The following is an 18614-nucleotide window of genomic DNA, read 5'->3' as shown; positions in this document are numbered from 1 at the left end:
TATATGTAGGGGCTGTTTGGTGTTCGAGTTACAAGATAGTGCTATGGGCAGGCTATTGCAAGTGACAGTTCAAGGACAGATTGTGGATAAGTGGCAAAATTTAAAAAATCAGTTAGTGCTCGCTTACTGATGATCAAAGGGTAGAGTTGATTGTGAAAAATCGGCGTTTGCACATTGCTTTCTTGGTAACCAGTAACGAAAAAAAATCTCTTGATCTTTAAGCAAAAACTGATCTTAAAAATGGATCGTTTAAAATGGAATCAGCCTAATGCAGCTGCGGCTAAAAAAGCGCGCAATCGGGTGGTGTTGCGCCGCTTTTTAGCGTGCCGGGTCGATTAAACAAGAGTCGTATAGACGATGTAATTGACATCGACATTTGAACCTAAGCGATAAGTATTGCTCAGTGGATTGTAGTGTAAACCAATCATTCCTTGTTCTTGCAGAGCCGTTTGGTCGATCATCTTCATCAGCTCGGATGGGCGGATGAATTTGCTGTGGTCATGAGTGCCAGCGGGAACGATTTTTAACAGCTGCTCTGCACCGACGATCGCGAATAAATAGGACTTAATATTGCGATTGAGGGTTGAGAAAAACACATGGCCGCCGGGTTTGACCAGCTTGGCACACGCTTGAATCACCGAAAGTGGATCGGGTACATGTTCTAACATCTCCATGCAGGTGATCACATCATAGGTGTGCGCATGGGTCAGCGCATGCTGCTCGACGGTACTCTGGATATAGCTTAAAACGACGCCCGTTTCCAAAGCATGTAAACGAGCGACTTCTAACGGCTCTTTACCCATATCCAGTCCGGTGACTTGTGCGCCTTCCCGCGCCATACTTTCGGCTAAAATGCCGCCGCCACAGCCGACGTCCAATACGGTTTTGCCAAATAGGCCATTGGCCTTTTCCAACACATAGTTGAGACGGAGTGGGTTAATTTGATGCAATGGTTTAAATTCGCCCTCAAGATCCCACCAACGGGATGCCATATCCTCGAATTTTTTGATTTCATTAAGATCGACATTATGTGCAGCAACGATCGGTGTGGTAGTCATCTGGTATCGCCTGTATTACGCATCCGAGAGTAGGGTAGTTATTATAGCGCGCTGAATAAATCGCACCAGTTGAGATACTGTTCTTGATAATGATCGTTTAAAAAACAACCATCTAACGTTGCTGATCGTAAGGAATGTGTAAATTGTCGGCACTTAAGACGCAACCAAGGTCACAACCTGATAAAAGGTCAGGGAAAGTAATGCCGAAGCGGCGAAACATGTGTTATATTTTTTCACCTTATATGTATCAAGAATATCCAGCTTTCGACTGAGTTGGCGCTCAATCTTATAGTGAGCCCCATTTGAGTAAGAATTTGGGTATACCGATCAAACTATAGAGGGATAATGGCTCTATGAGCGATCTTGCTAAAGAGATCACGCCCGTAAACATCGAAGACGAGCTACGCAGTTCGTATTTGGACTACGCGATGTCTGTCATCGTGGGTCGTGCTCTTCCTGATGTGCGTGATGGCCTTAAACCAGTACACCGTCGCGTACTGTTTGCGATGAATGTATTGGGCAATGACTGGAACAAAGCCTATAAAAAATCTGCCCGTGTGGTAGGTGACGTAATCGGTAAATATCACCCACACGGTGATATTGCAGTTTATGACACTATCGTGCGTATGGCGCAGCCTTTCTCACTCCGTTACATGTTGGTCGATGGTCAAGGTAACTTTGGCTCGATTGACGGCGACTCTGCGGCGGCAATGCGTTATACCGAAGTGCGGATGTCGAAAATTGCACACGAACTGTTGGCCGATCTAGATAAAGAAACGGTTGACTATGTGCCGAACTATGACGGTACAGAACAGATCCCAGCGGTACTGCCGACCAAGATCCCGAACCTGTTGATCAATGGTTCATCTGGCATTGCGGTTGGTATGGCGACCAACATTCCACCTCATAACTTAGGTGAAGTGATCGATGGCTGTTTGGCTTATATCGATAACGAAGCGATCACCATTGATGAGCTGATGAGCTACATTCCTGGTCCAGATTTTCCAACTGCTGCGCTGATCAGTGGCCGTAAAGGCATCATTGATGCTTACAAAACTGGTCGCGGCAAGGTTTATATGCGCTCGAAAGCTGATATCGAAGCGGATAAAAACGGCAAAGAGACCATCATTGTTAGCGAAATTCCTTATCAAGTGAACAAAGCGCGCTTGATTGAAAAAATCGCTGAGCTGGTGAAAGAGAAGAAAGTCGAAGGGATCAGTGCACTGCGCGATGAGTCTGATAAAGACGGGATGCGCATTGTGATTGAGTGTAAGCGTGATGCGGTTGGTGAAGTGGTTCTAAACAACCTCTATGCCAACACTCAGCTGCAAACTACCTTCGGGATCAACATGGTGGCACTCGATAACGGTCAGCCTAAGCTGTTTAACCTCAAAGAGATGCTGAAGTGTTTCGTCGATCACCGTCGTGAAGTGGTGACTCGTCGGACGATTTTCGAACTGCGTAAAGCACGTGAACGTGCCCATATCCTTGAAGGTTTGGCACTGGCGCTGGCTAATATCGATGAGATCATTGAGCTGATCCGTCGTGCGGCAACCCCGGCTGAAGCACGAGAAGGCTTAATCGCTCGTGGTTGGGATCTGGGTAACGTGGCAGCAATGCTTGAGCGTGCCGGCACTGATGCAGCGCGCCCTGAGTGGCTAGAGCCACAATACGGTATTCGTGATGGCCAATACTTCCTGACCGAGCAACAAGCGCAAGCGATTCTGGATTTACGTCTGCATAAGCTGACTGGCTTAGAGCACGAAAAGATCCTCGATGAGTACAAACAACTGCTCGAAGAAATTGCCGAATTGATGCATATCTTAGCTAGCACCGAACGCTTGATGGAAGTGATCCGTGAAGAGCTAGAAGCGATCCGTGCTGGCTTTAGCGATGCGCGCCGTACCGAGATCACTGCAGCAACGCACGATATTGACATGGAAGAGCTGATCGCCCGTGAAGATGTCGTGGTGACGTTGTCACATGACGGCTATGTGAAGTATCAATTACTCAGCGACTACGAAGCACAGCGTCGTGGTGGTAAAGGTAAGAGCGCCACCAAAATGAAAGAAGAGGACTACATTGAGCGTCTTCTGGTGGCCAATACTCACGATAACATTCTGCTATTCTCGACGCGCGGTAAGACTTATCGTATGAAAGTTTACCAACTGCCGTTGGCGAGCCGTACTGCACGTGGTAAGCCAATCGTCAACCTGCTTCCTTTGGAAGAGAATGAACGCATTACCGCGATCTTGCCTGTCAGCGAATTTAGCCAAGATAAATTTATCTTTATGGCAACCGGTGACGGTACAGTGAAGAAAACGTCGCTGGATCAGTTCGCCAACGTGCGTGCTAATGGTTTGATTGCACTCAACCTGCGTGACGAAGACTCGCTGATTGGTGTGGATATCACCGATGGTGAAAGCGAAATTATGCTGTTCTCTAAATTTGGCAAAGTGGTTCGCTTTAAAGAGTCGGAAGAAACAGCGGTAGTGGATGAAAATGGTCAACCCGTCCTCGATGAAAATGGCCAGCCAGAGATCAAGTTCAAAGGGGTAAGACCGATGGGTCGTACCGCGGCGGGTGTTCGAGGCATGAAACTGGCTGAAGGCGATCAAGTGGTATCGCTCATCGTACCGAAGAGCGAGGGTGACGTATTAACCGTAACCGAAAATGGCTACGGCAAGCGTACCAACCTGTCTGAATACCCAACCAAAGGTCGTGGTACTCAGGGTGTGGTTTCGATCAAAGTCTCTGAACGTAATGGTAGCGTTGTCGGTGCTGTGCAGGTGACTGAAGGTGATGAATTTATGATGATCACCAATGCAGGCACACTAGTACGGACTCGCGTGGCGGAAGTTAGCCAAGTCGGTCGTAATACCCAAGGCGTGACTCTGATCCGGACTTCGGAAGGGGAAAGTGTCGTAGGCCTACAGCGTATCGATGAAGTTGAAGAGTCGGAATTACCGGAAGGTGAGGAAGCTCTGCTTGATGGCGAAACACCAGTGGTAACCGATAAGAGTGGTGAAGAAGAGTAATTGGCTTCGCCATTGCTCCTTGTGATTGCAAACATCCAATCGTTATCAAACGTTATCGCTTACAAAGCCGGACTATCGTCCGGCTTTTTTGATCCTCAACCATTTCAAGCACTTGATGTGGCTCAGTTTTTATCCATGGTGATTTTCTTGACCGCTGCTATTTACCGCTAGCTACTCACGGCTTGAAAACGCTGGCGAAATACTCTTGGGGTTATCGCTTTGAGGGCTTTAAATTGGCGGTTAAAGTTGGATAAATTGCCAAAACCGGTTCGCTCAGCAATTAAGGCGATTGGTACAGAGGAGCTTGCCAACAGTTCACACGCTTTGCCGATCCGAAATTGTTTCAGATGCTCAGAAAAACTCATTCCATAGTGCTTTTCAAATAAGCGATAAGCTGAACTTTCACTCAAATGTAAGTGATGGCATAAATCGGTGATTTTGATTGCTTGCGCATGGTGCTGTTCAATATATTGCTTGGCTAATTGGATTTTTTTGTGGGTATCGCTATTGCTAGTAAATGCGGTGATCAGATAAGGAGCGACTGAAAGGCGCTGTGCTTGTTGATCATCGGCCATCACCAGCAGTGCTTCAATGATGCGCAAGGTTTGATAATGATGGGCTTGCTGCTTAATATTGGTCAGCAATTGGATGACTTGTTGCGTACTTTGCGGGCTGAGATGTAGCCCGTAAGCCGAATTTTGTTGCAGCCGCTGCAACGCTTGAGTATGTGGCAACACCAGTTGCAGCTTATCCAGCCACTGTTGTTTAAACCAGATAATGGTGGAATGCAGCGTTTTGGCTTTATTTAATCGCTGGCGACCGGCAATCATATGGGGTAAGCCTGGGCCATAGAGTAGCAGAGTACTTTGCTCGATGCCGCCAATCGCATCACCAGCAAAATAGTTACCGACAAAGCGCTGATCCGGGTTTTGGTAGAGTACCAGCTCATATTCGGTGTGGTAGTGCCATGGGCAGGCAAATTCTTGATTATGATCTTGGCTATGAAATTCACGCAGCACCCAATCTTGGCTGATACCACTCATAACATTTTCAATTAACGGGCGCACGATACATTCCTTGTTTGCTCTAAATGGTTTTGATTGATTGGTAAGTTAGGCTATTTAATGGCCTATATCTGTCAAACTATCAATATTTTTTGCATGAATAGTATTAGAAGTGGCTCGAATAACATCAATCTCTGAGCGTAAGATTGAGTACACTAGCGCGGTAAATGATGACTGATTGCTGTTCTGGAGCCCCCTATGCATCGAGACAAAACTGCCTTACTGTTTATTATGTCCACCTTGGTGACTGGCTTGTGTGGGGCATTCTTTTATCCACTCTCTAGTCTATTTATTGTCGAGGCACTGGATGCTTCACCACTGCAGCTCAGCCTATATATGGTGGTGGCGGTGGTCAGTTCGGTGCTAGTATCGCAGTGGCTTGCTCGTCAATCGGATCGTGATTGGCAGCGTAAGACGATTTTATTAGTCGCGCTGAGTTGCTATTTCATTACCGTGGTCAGTTTTATCTTTATCCGCAGTTATAGTTTGGCGATTGTGATTGTGGTGCTGTTTGCCAGTGTCAGTGGTGCTTCATTTGGTCAACTGTTTGCGCTGGGCCGCGAATATGCGGATCGGCATCTGGCTGACAAAACCACTTTTTTAGGTGCTATGCGGGCTGGGATTGCGATTGCTTGGGTATTTGGCCCACCGGCAGCATTTATGCTCAAAGCCAGTTTCGGTTTTAGTGCCGCGTTTGCGGTTTCGGCACTGATTGTTGCGGTCGGAATCGTCTTGATCGCTCGGTATTTACCGGCGGGTGAGAAAACTTTGCTGCCAGCATCCGGTGAAGAGCCGCGAATCAAGTTAGTTCACTATTCGCTGCATAAACGCGCACTGATCACGTTGTATTGTGTAACCTTAGTGTTCACCTTCGCAGCCAATAATCTGTATATCACCAGCATGCCTCTTTATTTATCACGCGAGTTGATGGTGCCTGAGCACTGGTTAGGCTTATTGTTTGGTGTCGCGGCACTGTGTGAGATCCCGGTGATGCTGATGGCAGGTAAGCTCGCTGAACGCTGGGGAACCAGTAAATTGTTGATGCTGGGTATCTCCAGTGGCATTGTTTTCTATGCCCTGATGTTAACCCATACTGGTTTTATCGCGATGATGGGCGCACAAGTACTGAATGGATTTTTTATCGGTGTCTGTGCGACGTTAGGCATGGTGATCTTGCAGGACATGATGCAAGATCGACTGGGAACCGCTTCCACACTGTTTTCTAGCTTACTGAGTGTCAGTTCATTAGTGGCCAGTTTATCGGTGGGCGTTGTTGGTGAATATTTCAACTATTTCAGTACGTTATACGTATCTTTCTTCGGAGTCGTGATCGCTCTATTCTTGCTGGTTTTGTTTAGCCAATTACAGCACAAGGTCAGTCTCAGTCTGGCGATGCAAAGTAAAGTGTCAGTCAGGTGAGTGGTTTGACCAACTGGCGGCGGCAATCGGTAATTATTTTGTGTAGTATAATAATTGTGTGAGCATACTCCCATATCTTATGGCGTGATGAGAAATAATCATCAAAGAGCGTATCCTTTTTGAGAAATGGGTGTGGCGGTGGAGAGAAACGGTGGACAATTCGGTTGTTGCCCAGTTGAAAAAACAGTTTCACGCGCAATTAAGCGCGTGGCAAGCTCAGGCTGCCCCACAATCTAAGCCAACCTTAGCCGTTTTAACGGAAGAAGAGTTACGTCAATTAGAACAGATGTGGGTCGAGTTGTGTGTTTGGAAGCAATCACAAAACGGATAGCGATGCCATTTTTTTGAGCGGCATGATTGAATCGATGTCGCTTCCATTTGACTGACTTAATTAACCCAATCGTGATGGTTGGGGTTTTTATTACTCAAAAGAATGAGTTATGCGTTAACAATTTCAATTCAAGGTGATCTTTTCTTTGAAAAATCGGCTATCCGCCCCCATAGTTAACTCACGAGTAGAGACCCGTTATGCAATTGTTGAGAAACATGCATTTCGTTACTGAAATTCAAGTGAGTATAAATATGGCGGAAGTCAGAGCCAGAGTTGATTTTAAAGTCGGTGCCCAAAGCAATATTGACGCAGAGATCCTATCGTTTCATGGATTAGCATCGGATAAAGAGCATGTTGCGGTGATCTTTAAATCTGCCGATACAAGCCAGCAGGCTCCATTAGTTCGTCTGCATTCGGAGTGTTTGACCGGTGATGTGTTTCACTCTTCACGCTGTGATTGTGGTGAGCAGTTAGAAGAAACCATCACACGGATGGGCGAGGCGGGTGGCATCATCCTGTATCTGCGCCAAGAAGGGCGTGGCATTGGCTTATACAATAAAATTGATGCTTATCGCTTGCAAAGCCAAGGAATGAATACTTATGAAGCCAATAATCATCTTGGCTTTAGTGATGATTTGCGTGAATTTGGTGAAGCGGCGCAAATGCTCAAAGCATTAGGCGTTAATAAAATCCGTCTGGTGACAAACAATCCGAAAAAGATCCGTGAGTTGCAACAGCATGGCATTGAAATTGTTGAAGTGGTACATACGGCAGCACACATCAAAGCGGGCAACGAAAATTATTTAAAAGCCAAAGTTTCTCATGGTAATCATCAGTTAAAACTGTAATTTTCTGCACTTGGTTTGCATCAAAAACGGTATGATAAGGCCCGAAAAATCTAGGGTCTTTTCTCGTTTAGGCGTAAATTCTACTCACCACTCAAAAAGCTTACTTATAATCAAAATATCTGATCCGATTGCTTAAATTTAGCGTATACCTTTGCCATACTGATTTAATAAATAGTTGATTGAGTATGAAGATGAAAAGCAGAGTGGTGGCGATTGGTTTATTATTTTTTTCTATGCCATGTTGGGCTGTGCAATATTTTGTTGAACTAGGCTGGGTTGACTCAGCTTCTCCGATCTACCAACAGATGATTGATCCGACACTGACGGAACAAGTTTACCGAGATCATGCCGATCAGCGATTATGGTTTGATCTCACGAGCGCGAATCATTTTGAAGATCGGTTGGCGGTGATACATCGCGCAGGATTTAGTCCACTGTTTGATCGCCAGTTAGCTCTAATGCAAGCATATCGCCAGCAACAGCGGTGGTATGAATATGATGTATTAGCTACTGATACGTTATTGCAGTATCTCAGCTATGCTGAGCAGGCGGCAAAAGTGGGCCTTAGTTGGTTTTTTGATGGGCAATTAACCAAACCGCTCGTTGCGCCAAGTGAAGCAGCACTGCTTGCTCTATATAATGCGCTTAGCACTCAAACCTTGAGTGATTTGATTGATCAAACAGTGCCACAAAATCCTGCTTATCAGCAACTGTTACACGCTTATCAATCACTGTTAGCTTTAGAATCACAGCCGATGGCTCTTTATGAGCAAGATAACCTGACACGGCCCGGCGATCTACTGATGGAGCGTGACGTTTTATTGCTGCGTTTATCATTAGTTAATCTTGAGCCAATATCTCTGCATGATGGGACGGATTTTTATGATGCAAACTTAGTCGCGTTGGTCAAACAATTTCAAAATATGCATGGCTTAACCCCTGATGGCATTATCGGGCCACAAACCATTAAATGGTTGAATACGTCAGTCACCGAGCGTCTTGCGATATTAGCGCTCAATGCTGAGCGGATCCGGCTTTGGTCAACCCAACAAGAGTCGTTGATTTTGGTTAATATCCCAGCTTTTGCGATGCAATATTGGGATGAGGGTGAGCAAGTGTTTGCTGCGAAAGTGGTGGTTGGACGGGTGACTCGCCCAACACCAGTGATGAATACCAAGCTAGACTCGCTGATTATTAATCCAATTTGGAATGTACCACATAAGATTATGATGGAAGACATCCTACCTCTGGTTAAACGTGACCATGAATACTTAGCGAAGCATCGGATAGAAATTATCCGCGGTTGGGATGATCCTGAAGTCATGGATCCTCGCTTGATCGATTGGGCTAATGTTAATCCTGAGACATTTCCATATCGTTTGCGTCAATTAGCGGGTAGCAATAATTCGCTTGGTGCATACAAATTCAATACACCCAATAGTCAAGCCATTTATCTGCACGATACGCCGAATAAAAACTTGTTTAATCGTGCTTCACGTGCATTTAGCTCCGGCTGCATCCGAGTTGAAAATGCGCAAAAATTTGCGCAGTCATTGTTAACACAACAGGGTATAGCACTCACTTCGTTGCCAAGCGGGACTCGAACGATCGCGCTTAAAAAGCGCATTCCTGTTCAGATTATTTATCAAACCGCTTGGTATGAAGATGGTACCTTACATTATCGAGATGATATTTATGGGTATGATGAGGCGTCTACGGTCGGTCATGGGTGATGGATATCTAAATTTGACTAAAAATTGACAACTGACATTTTCCTATATTGCTCAATGAATAAGCACTTTTATCCGCGTGTTTAGTAATTACTAGCACGTTTTATGCATTTGATCTCGAAAGCAGAGTTCGGTACTTTCCTGTACCAATAAAACTAAGCGAGTAGGTAAAAGTGCAAACAACACGTCGAGATTTTTTAAAATTGAGTGCTGGAGGGTTGATTTTAGCCGCCTGTACACCAAGTATCGCCTTCGCGAGTTACGCGGCTAAGCCAAGAGAATTAGCCTTAAGCAATTTGCATACTGGTGAAAGCATCGAAACGTGCTATTTCAATGGCAAAGAGTATGTCCGTTCCGAATTGAAGCGATTGAATCACCTATGCCGTGATTTTCGCCGTGGTGAAATCCATGCCATGGATAAAGGTCTATTTGATCAATTAAGCCAAATTCAGTTTTTGCTTGGCACGCAAGCGGAAGTGCACATTGTGTCTGGTTACCGTTCCCCCGCAACCAATAAACAGTTGCGCAGTAAATCAAAAGCGGTTGCGAAAAAGAGCTACCATATGTCAGGGCAGGCGATTGATTTTCGTTTAGATGGTGTGTCATTGAAAAAAATTCGTGACGCAGCCCGCAGCTTGCAAGCTGGTGGAGTAGGGTACTACCCGAAAAGTCGATTTATTCATATTGATACTGGCCCCGTTCGGCATTGGGTTGGCGCATAACTTGTCAAAGTTTGCGGTTAGTGACATAGTGCCCGCCAGTTAAGTATCAGACGGGATAGGTTTATGTCTTTACAATATCAAGTTGTGCCAGTCACGGCGTTTGCTCAAAATTGTTCTATCGTGTGGTGCGATGAAAGTATGGAAGGCGTGGTGATCGATCCCGGTGGTGATGTAAAACAACTGGCGATGTTGATTAATCAGCTTGGCGTGAAAATTACTCAACTGGTGTTGACTCATGGCCATCTCGATCACGTTGGTGGTAGTGAACCGCTCGCACAGCTTTTGGGTGATACGCGCATTGTCGGCCCACATCAAGCGGATAACTTCTGGCTCCAAGGGCTTGAAGGACAAAGTAAAATGTTTGGTTTTCCGTTAACCGATGCGTTTGAGCCAGATCAATGGCTGAATGACGGTGATGTAGTGGTATTTGGTCAGCAACGCTTGCAAGTTATACATACCCCAGGCCATACCCCTGGCCATGTGGTACTTTTTAGTGAATCGGCACGGTTGGCGTTTGTGGGGGATGTGCTATTTAACGGCAGTATTGGGCGTACCGATTTTCCTCAAGGTGATTTCAATACTTTGATCGCTTCAATCAAAAACAAACTATGGCCGCTAGGAAATGATGTGACCTTTGTACCAGGCCATGGTCCACAATCAACATTTGGGCGTGAACGGGCCAGTAATCCGTTTGTGGCCGATGAAATGCCGCTTTACTGATCTTCTCCATGTCCCCAACTCTAACAAGCGCATTACCTCCTTGTGTTATTTGAATAAAATAGAATAACAAGTCCGACAATCATGTCGGACTTTGAGCGAGGCGTTTATCGCTGTTTATCGCTAGAGTGTTAAGCGCTGTGACGTGCCTTGGTTGACACCACGTTATCGATGGTTGGGGGCAGTTTAGCGACTTGCTGGATTAGGAGTGGATTACCGAGCACATAGCTCAATTCCACTTTGGTTAGCAAGGCCAGCAAACCTTCCTGGCTTTGAGCTTCTTGAACTTTAATCCGAGCTACCGCATCTAAAGGTTCAATGTGACTACCCGGTTGACGTGAGGGGAGTTTATCCATCATGGCAATGTGTAAAGCAATCAAATGGGGATCGGCCAATACCACTGGTACACTCCATGGTTGCTGCAGATTATCGATATACTGCTCACGGCGGGTTTGAGCCGCAACAACAATATCTGGTGGAGTGATCTCTTCTGGTGTGGCTAAGATGCGCCGACGTTTAAACCAAGCGCCAATGCTGTGTGACGCCGTGATCCCAGAGAGAGGAACGGCAAACCACAGCCCAATCAGAGCCGGTGACATCCAAGCCAATAGGGTCCATGAATCGAGCATGGCTGCATAACCGAGACATACACCAATTAGCGTATGCCAGCGATGACGGTAGAGTAAGGCTCTAATTGGCAAGCTGCCATCATCACGCCGCTGAGGTGCCCAGCCACTGTCCCGTCCAACCAGAATCGAAATCACCGCACCGCAGTGGATAAGCATCATGATCGGTGCAACTAAAGCCGAGAGTATGATTTCAGTTAGCGCGCTCAGTATGACTTTGCAGCGCCCGCCTAAGGTATGGCATGTCTGGTTATCGATCAGCAGCAGCAGCAAACCAAAAATTTTGGGGCTAAATAGAATACCCATTGTGATATAGAACAGTTGCAAGGCTCGTGCAGAATCCATCACCGGCCAAGTTGGAAATAGAGAAAACTGCTCAGTAAAATATTCAGGGCGAATATAGTGTGCTTGCAGTGCTAGTAACAAGCCAGAGAGGATCAGTAGTAACCAAAACGGTGAAGAAAGATAGGACATGATCCCAGTGGTAAGGTGTAAGCGGCTGATCCAATGTAGACCTTTTGAACCGATAATTCGGCTATGTTGCAGGTTACCCTGACACCAACGGCGATCGCGGACTGCTAAATCGATGATGGAGGGTGGGCACTCTTCAAATGAGCCGGTGAGATCCGCGGCAATTGTGACACTCCAGCCGGCGCGACGGATTAATGCGGCTTCGACAAAGTCATGGCTGAGAATATGGCCTCCAAACGGAGGACGGCCAGACAAATGAGGCAGGCCGGCGGCACTCATAAAGGCTTCGGTACGAATAATCGCATTGTGTCCCCAGAAGTTCCCTTCTTTTTGTACCCACCAAGCTAAGCCCGTCCCGACAATTGGACCATAGATCCGTGCGGCAAATTGCTGTAGGCGTGCCATCAGTGTCGTGCCATTAATTAATGCAGGAATGGTTTGGATTAAACCTGCATCAGGGTCATGCTGCATCCGCTGTGCTAAGGAAATGATAGTGCTGGGTTGCATGACGCTGTCTGCATCCAAAACCAGTAGATGATCATAAGCGGATCCCCAACGTCGGCAGAAATCCGCAATGTTACCCGCTTTACGGGCAATGTTTTTACGTCGACGTCGATAATAAACATGAGCTTTATCGGCGCTTTGCTGACGCAGTAACCAGAACGCTTGTTCTTCGGCTAAAGCGACTTCTGGGTCGGTGGTATCGCTGAGAATAAACCAATCAAATGCGTGGCCGTGTTCAGTATTGGCTAAGGTTAAAGCCATGGTTTCTACTGCGGCAAACACTCGGTCTGGGGCTTCGTTATAAGTTGGCATTAAAATGGCGGTACGAGTGGTCAGCTCTGACTCAGTGACAGACGGATTTTTGTGACGGATTAGCACTAAAAAGCCAGCGATAGAGCTGGAGAAAGCCAGGGCAATCCAACAAAAGTTAATCGCAAATAATACTAATACTGAGTATTCAATCGGCGTTAGGCCTCCGAGCAGAAAGACACTGCGCATTTCGATGATGGCAAAAGCCGAAAGCAATAAAGCAAAGCCGACCACAAACACGCGGCGTAGTGAATTGGATGTTACACCATCCCCTTGAATTGCAGAGCGGGGAAAGCCACTACTGAGCCGCTTTAAGCTCTGCTCAGGCATCTCTCCGTGTTGCTCTGGAGGCATGGCTGTGCCTCCCATTAACTGAAAGGCATTGGGTTCAAGCATAGGGTTTGTCATAAAAAATCCCGCATACTGACTACAGAGTCCAACGATATAACCAAGTTTCCACTGGTCGTGTTTCTGGTACGGTTAATTCAGCACGCAGTTCGGCCAGCACGACTTCTCCAGGATCAAATTCGAACGACAGACGATACCCACTATTGGTTGGGTTATCGCGTAGTACAACATTACTGATCACACCAGCATTGCTACGCACTTTTGGCTCTGGCATCTGGGCTGGTTTGGTCCCTTGCACTTGGTAATCAATCACAAATAGGCGCTTGGGCGTCGGTTTTGCAATATCAGCTCGGCCACTTGCCGTACGGCTGACAATGATTGCCTGTGAGTTCTCTTCTGGTTGCTCACCCCAGTTGAGATGATACGAGAAGCGGTACTCACTGCCCGCGGCGAGTGGTTGCGCTGGTTTCCAGAATGCGACAATGTTGTCGTGAATTTCTGATTGGGTGGGGATCTCGGTTAAGACTACCGCGCCAGGTCCCCAGTTACCGACCGGTTCAACCCACAAGCTTGGCCGTTTTTCATAATGCGCTTCGAGATCTTGGTAGTTGGCGTAATTGCGCTCACGCTGCATTAAACCAAACCCTTGTGGAGAGTTATCCATAAAGGCACTGATTTGTAGAGTGTTCGGATTAGCCAGTGGCCGCCACAAGCGTTCACCACGACCGTTGATCATCAGTAGACCATCAGAATCATGCACCGCAGGACGGAAATCATCGGTTTGCTGGCGACCATTTGGTGAATGCATATACATGCTGGTGGCCGGAGCTAAGCCGACTTTACTCATCTCAACCCGAGGGAAGAGCACCGCTTCGACATCCATGCGAGTATTTTGCCCTGGACGAATGGAAAAACGATAAGCTCCGGCGACGCTTGGGCTATCGAGTAGGGCATGTACTACAATCAAATTGGTATTGTAGTTGGGCTTCTCGACCCAAAAGGCACGAAAAATAGGGAACTCTTCACCCGTTGGATCGGCGGTTTTGATGGCTAAACCTCGTGCAGAAAGACCATAGGCATTACCTTTACCCAATGCGCGGAAATAACTTGCACCTTGGAACACAAACAGCTCATCTAAATAAGCGCTATTGAGCGGGTAATGTACCCGTAATCCGCTATAACCAATATCTTCACTTGGCAGTTTTTGCTGCAGGATTTCTCCTGCGCTGAACATGTTTGGGTCATAACTTAAATGGGTGGCCTGACTATTTTCAATCAGAGCAATTTCAATCAAATCTTGAAAGAAGAAGCCGCGATGAAATAACTGCATTTGGTAAGGCAAACCATCGGTTTTCCATACTGCGCTATCCGGTTTAAAACGGATATCACGATATTGATCATAGTTGATATTCGCTAAACCTTCGGGGAGCGGGTCTTTTAAGGCGATATAGGGCTTTTTCGCTAATTGACGAGCGATTCTAACCACAGTGTCATTATCAAAGGCTCCCGTTTTAGCAAAACGAGCAACAGCTTTAATATCGCCAGTTTTGAGCGGCCTTGCTGGCTCGGAATTTACCGTTGATGTGGTGGGCGTATTGTTAATATCTGCCGCAAAACTATTATCAGACATCAACACAGAAACCCCGAATAACAGGGAGATAAGTACAACCATTTTTGGCACGTGACGTTGCACGGCATCTGAGACACGAATCATATCAAAATGAACCGATAATAAAGTGAAAGAGGAAGTGTGCTTAAGAGTTAAGTGTAATCTTGCTTACTGGGCAGTATCGCAGAAAATTACAGGTCCCATTCAGCGCGAAAGATAGCAGAAGCATAAAAAAATGCATAACCTATGTTGTTGTAATTTGGCTTGATTAGATATTTTATATTCATAAGCATATATCCTTTAGCTATATGTGTTGGTACGAAAAACTCAGATTTTAAGTAGTTATAAATATTGTTTAGCAGTAAATAAATTTTTGTCAAAATTCTTATAACAGAAATGGTTAAGTTAGGGCTGTGACGGGGTGTCAGAAAAAATGACAAACTGGATGCGTTTTAAGCATGGAGGGGGTACTATTCTCTTCCCCTCGTTCCAATATATTGTTTTTCAGGATGAAACTAACACTAAAACACAAATTAATTGGTGCAAGTCTATCCGCTGTGGTGGTAATGGCGACCGCATTGACTTGGTTTTCTGCCAGTCAATTGCAACAGCAAACCAGCAATGCGGTATATACTCGCGCGGATGCCATATCTTCGACGGCAGCCAAAGGTATTTCCGATTGGATTGCGATTCGTAAATCGATTAGCTCAGCGTTTAACGCACATATTGAAGCTCCAGATATGGTGCCTTATTTGCAACAGGCGCGTGATGCTGGTGGTTTTGATGATATTTTTTACGGTTCTACGCAAGGCGCAATGTACCGTTCACACCCAGAGCGTAATCGTGCGGATTACGATCCGCGCACCCGTCCTTGGTATAAAGATGCAGCAAGTGCCGGTAGACAGATCATTACCACCGCCTACAGTGATGCGATCACCGGTGCTCTGCTTGTCACGATAGCCGAGCCGGTGCGTTTACAAGGCAGTTTAAGTGGTGTGGTAGGCGCTGATGTGCTGATCGATCAATTGATCGCCGATGTGATCAGTATGGATGCGGGTAAAAATGCGCAAACGATGCTGATTGATGGTCAAAATGGTGTGTTATTAGCGCACCCTGATAAATCTTTGCTACTCAAACCGGTCACTCAGTTATCTTCAGCATTAGATCTGCGCAATATTGAGCGTGCAGCTCGCCAAGCTGAATTGGTTACGGTTAATCTTAACGGGTCAGATAAGTTCTTTTTCTTTGCGCCAGTGCCAAACACGCCTTGGTATTTTGCGATTCAGATGGATAGCAACACCGAATACGCCGCACATGCTGAATTACTGACTGGCTTGATCACTACAGCCTTATTGATCACTGTGATTGTGGTAGCGATTGTCTCATGGCTGGTTAGCTTCTTATTTAGTGATTTAAATCGTGTGTCGAAAGCGCTTGAAGCGATTGCTTCTGGTGATGCCGATCTCACTCAACGCTTAGAACCACGCAGTGATGATGAAGTTGGCCAACTCGCTAATAATTTCAATATCTTCGTGAGCAATATGCACACTATGGTGCTCAAGTTGAGCCAAGTTTCAATGGCTCTCTCACAACAATCTCAAGCCACGGCACAACAAGCGGAAGAGCGTAGCCGACGTATTGCTCAGCAGCAAGATGAAATCAACATGGTGGCTACCGCCATCAACGAGATGGCCGCGGCAACTCAAGAGATTGCTGGTAATGCTGAGCATACCGCGCAAAATGCGGGTGAGGCGGTGACGGCTTGTGCTCATGGTAGTGGTCAAGTTGGCCAAACTCAGCGCTCGATTCAGTCGTTAGCCGAAGAAGTACAAGTGGCGACTGGCGTTATTCAAGAATTGGAAGCACATGGGCACCAAATTAGCACTATTCTTTCAACCATTCAGAACATTGCCGAGCAGACTAACTTGTTAGCACTGAATGCGGCGATTGAAGCGGCGCGTGCGGGTGAACAAGGCCGCGGCTTTGCGGTTGTTGCGGATGAAGTGCGAGTACTGAGTCAGCGCACTCATGCTTCGACGAAAGAGATCCAACAGATGATTGAAACGCTGCAAGCCACCACAGGCAAAGCGGTTGGTATTATGGATGACAGTCGCCGTTTAGCCGATACGAGCGTGGACGATGCGAATGAGGCCTCGGTGAGCTTAGAGCAGATCCACACGGTGGTTGAGTCGATCAATGATATGGCGACTCAAATTGCGTCAGCGGCGGAAGAGCAAGCTTCGGTGACCTCTGAAATCACTCGTAATACTGTGGGTATTCGTGATGTATCGAATGATCTGGCTCAGCAAGCGCATCGTGCAGCCGAGCAGGCAGCCGAATTGTCTGATCTATCCCATGAGTTGGAGCAAGAGATCCGTCGCTTCCGACTGTAATTGTCTGCGATTTGATATGGAATTGTGGTGAAAAATAAAAAAACCGGCAGTGATATGCCGGTTTTTTTACGAGCGAATTTTACGCACCTTTTTTTACGCAGTTGGCATCACCGATTAAAATACGGCGGCAATCCCTTGGCAAAGTGGCAGCATGTTCGATTTGGTCATACCTGCGACACTGATCCGTCCTGAGCCTACGATGTAAATCGCAAATTCTGCTTTAAGGCGTGCCACTTGTGCTTGGCTAAGGCCTGAAAAAGAGAACATGCCGTTTTGGCGCTCAATAAAGCTAAAATCCGCATCAACCCCAACTTGTTGCAACGTTTTCACAAACAGGGTGCGCATCTCTTGAATGCGTTCACGCATTTCTGTGACTTCCGCTTCCCATTCAGCACGCAGGGCTGGGTTGTTGAGAATATAAGTCACAACAGCAGCACCGTGAGCCGGTGGGTTAGAGTAGATGGAACGAATGATAGCTTTCACTTGAGAAAATGCTGTTTCTGCAATGGTTGCTGATGCAGCTACTAAGGTGAAAGCACCGACGCGTTCGTTGTACAGGCCAAAGTTTTTCGAGAAAGAGCTGGCAACGAGGATCTCATCATTGTATTTAGCAAAAGTGCGTAGGCCGATCGCATCATCTTCCACTCCGGTGGCGAATCCTTGATAGGCAAAATCAAATAGCGGCAGTAGGCCTTTATCTGCGACTAATTTTGCCAACACTTCCCACTCGTGTGCCGTGGGATCAATCCCCGTTGGGTTATGGCAGCAGCCGTGCAGCAATACCACATCACCTTTGTTGGCTTGCTCTAAATCGGCCAACATCGCGGCAAAGCTTTTGTCTTTTGCTTCGGCATCATAATAAGCATATTGGGTGGTTTCCAAACCCGCGGCATTGAATACGCTATGGTGGTTAGCCCACGTTGGATTGCTGATCCATACTTTTACATCGCCCAATTGGCGCTTAATAAACTCTCCGGCCACCCGCAGTGCACCAGTACCACCGGGTGCTTGCGCAGTTTTAGCCAGTTTTTGGGTGACGATGCTTGAATCTGCACCGAACAGCAGTTTTTGTACGGCCAAACCATACTCTGCCGTTCCTTCAATAGTTAGATAAGATTTGGTTTTTTCTGACGCTAGTAATGCCGCTTCTGCTTTCTTAACCGTAGCCAGTACCGGGGTTTCACCTGCTTCATTTTTATAGATACCGACACCGAGGTTAATTTTGTCGGTACGAGGATCTTTTTTGAATTCTTCAGTTAAACCAAGAATAGGGTCAGCCGGAGCGGCAATGACTTTTTCGAACATAATTTACATCCATGTCAAGTTGAGGTGGAAAGGGTGATGGAACTCATCAAATTTATTGTATTTATACCTTCCTCACATAGTGGTGACAACCGCACGGTAAAGAAAATAAGCAAATAATTTTG

General features: G+C 46.4%; 13 protein-coding genes. 8 read left to right on the top strand and 5 right to left on the bottom strand.

What is annotated here, in order from left to right; genetic code table 11:
* Window positions 1-335: 335 nt before the first annotated feature.
* The gene (ubiG, locus tag G7083_RS00665; RefSeq protein WP_166013104.1) at window positions 336-1058 is read right to left on the bottom strand and encodes a bifunctional 2-polyprenyl-6-hydroxyphenol methylase/3-demethylubiquinol 3-O-methyltransferase UbiG; all 723 of its coding nucleotides are present in this window, start codon (window positions 1056-1058) and stop codon (window positions 336-338) included.
* A gap of 353 nt (window positions 1059-1411) precedes the next feature.
* On the opposite strand from ubiG, the gene gyrA reads away from it, so the two are divergent.
* The gene (gene gyrA / locus G7083_RS00660) at window positions 1412-4096 is read left to right on the top strand and encodes a DNA topoisomerase (ATP-hydrolyzing) subunit A (RefSeq protein WP_166013103.1); all 2685 of its coding nucleotides are present in this window, start codon (window positions 1412-1414) and stop codon (window positions 4094-4096) included.
* Between the two features lie 167 nt (window positions 4097-4263).
* Here the strand turns inward: gyrA and G7083_RS00655 are convergent, their stop codons facing one another.
* Window positions 4264-5163: an AraC family transcriptional regulator gene (locus tag G7083_RS00655; RefSeq protein ID WP_166013102.1), complete on the bottom strand. Its 900-nt coding sequence runs from the start codon at window positions 5161-5163 to the stop codon at window positions 4264-4266.
* Window positions 5164-5358: 195 nt separating this feature from the next.
* Between G7083_RS00655 and G7083_RS00650 the strand changes: the two genes are divergently transcribed.
* From G7083_RS00650 to G7083_RS00625, 6 genes are all read left to right on the top strand, one after another.
* Complete coding sequence (locus G7083_RS00650; protein WP_166013101.1) at window positions 5359-6579, top strand: sugar efflux transporter; 1221 nt, start codon at window positions 5359-5361, stop codon at window positions 6577-6579.
* A 151-nt stretch (window positions 6580-6730) separates the two neighbouring features.
* A complete protein-coding gene (locus G7083_RS00645) occupies window positions 6731-6910 on the top strand; it encodes a hypothetical protein (protein ID WP_166013100.1) in 180 nt (59 codons plus the stop codon).
* A 251-nt stretch (window positions 6911-7161) separates the two neighbouring features.
* Window positions 7162-7758 carry a GTP cyclohydrolase II gene (gene ribA / locus G7083_RS00640; protein ID WP_166013099.1) on the top strand — a complete coding sequence of 199 codons (597 nt, stop codon included), beginning with the start codon at window positions 7162-7164 and terminating at the stop codon, window positions 7756-7758.
* A gap of 191 nt (window positions 7759-7949) precedes the next feature.
* Window positions 7950-9491, top strand: coding sequence for a L,D-transpeptidase family protein (locus G7083_RS00635; RefSeq protein ID WP_166013098.1), 1542 nt, complete (start codon window positions 7950-7952; stop codon window positions 9489-9491).
* A 170-nt stretch (window positions 9492-9661) separates the two neighbouring features.
* The gene (locus tag G7083_RS00630; protein WP_166013097.1) at window positions 9662-10210 is read left to right on the top strand and encodes a YcbK family protein; all 549 of its coding nucleotides are present in this window, start codon (window positions 9662-9664) and stop codon (window positions 10208-10210) included.
* A gap of 63 nt (window positions 10211-10273) precedes the next feature.
* Complete coding sequence (locus G7083_RS00625; RefSeq protein WP_166013096.1) at window positions 10274-10930, top strand: MBL fold metallo-hydrolase; 657 nt, start codon at window positions 10274-10276, stop codon at window positions 10928-10930.
* Between the two features lie 128 nt (window positions 10931-11058).
* Here the strand turns inward: G7083_RS00625 and mdoH are convergent, their stop codons facing one another.
* Window positions 11059-13245, bottom strand: coding sequence for a glucans biosynthesis glucosyltransferase MdoH (gene mdoH, locus G7083_RS00620; protein WP_166013095.1), 2187 nt, complete (start codon window positions 13243-13245; stop codon window positions 11059-11061).
* 19 nt (window positions 13246-13264) lie between these two features.
* Window positions 13265-14899, bottom strand: a complete 1635-nt coding sequence (locus tag G7083_RS00615) for a glucan biosynthesis protein G (RefSeq protein ID WP_166013094.1) — start codon at window positions 14897-14899, stop codon at window positions 13265-13267.
* Window positions 14900-15303: 404 nt separating this feature from the next.
* On the opposite strand from G7083_RS00615, the gene G7083_RS00610 reads away from it, so the two are divergent.
* Window positions 15304-17187: a methyl-accepting chemotaxis protein gene (locus G7083_RS00610; RefSeq protein WP_166013093.1), complete on the top strand. Its 1884-nt coding sequence runs from the start codon at window positions 15304-15306 to the stop codon at window positions 17185-17187.
* Between the two features lie 114 nt (window positions 17188-17301).
* Here G7083_RS00610 and G7083_RS00605 read toward each other — a convergent pair whose 3' ends face one another.
* The gene (locus G7083_RS00605) at window positions 17302-18492 is read right to left on the bottom strand and encodes an amino acid aminotransferase (RefSeq protein ID WP_166013092.1); all 1191 of its coding nucleotides are present in this window, start codon (window positions 18490-18492) and stop codon (window positions 17302-17304) included.
* Between the last annotated feature and the right edge of the window lie 122 nt (window positions 18493-18614).

This window comes from Vibrio sp. HDW18, from assembly GCF_011306175.1.
Lineage (GTDB): Bacteria > Pseudomonadota > Gammaproteobacteria > Enterobacterales > Vibrionaceae > Vibrio > Vibrio chanodichtyis.
The sequence above is the reverse complement of the archived record's forward strand: the minus strand, read 5'-3'. Positions and strand labels throughout refer to the sequence as shown.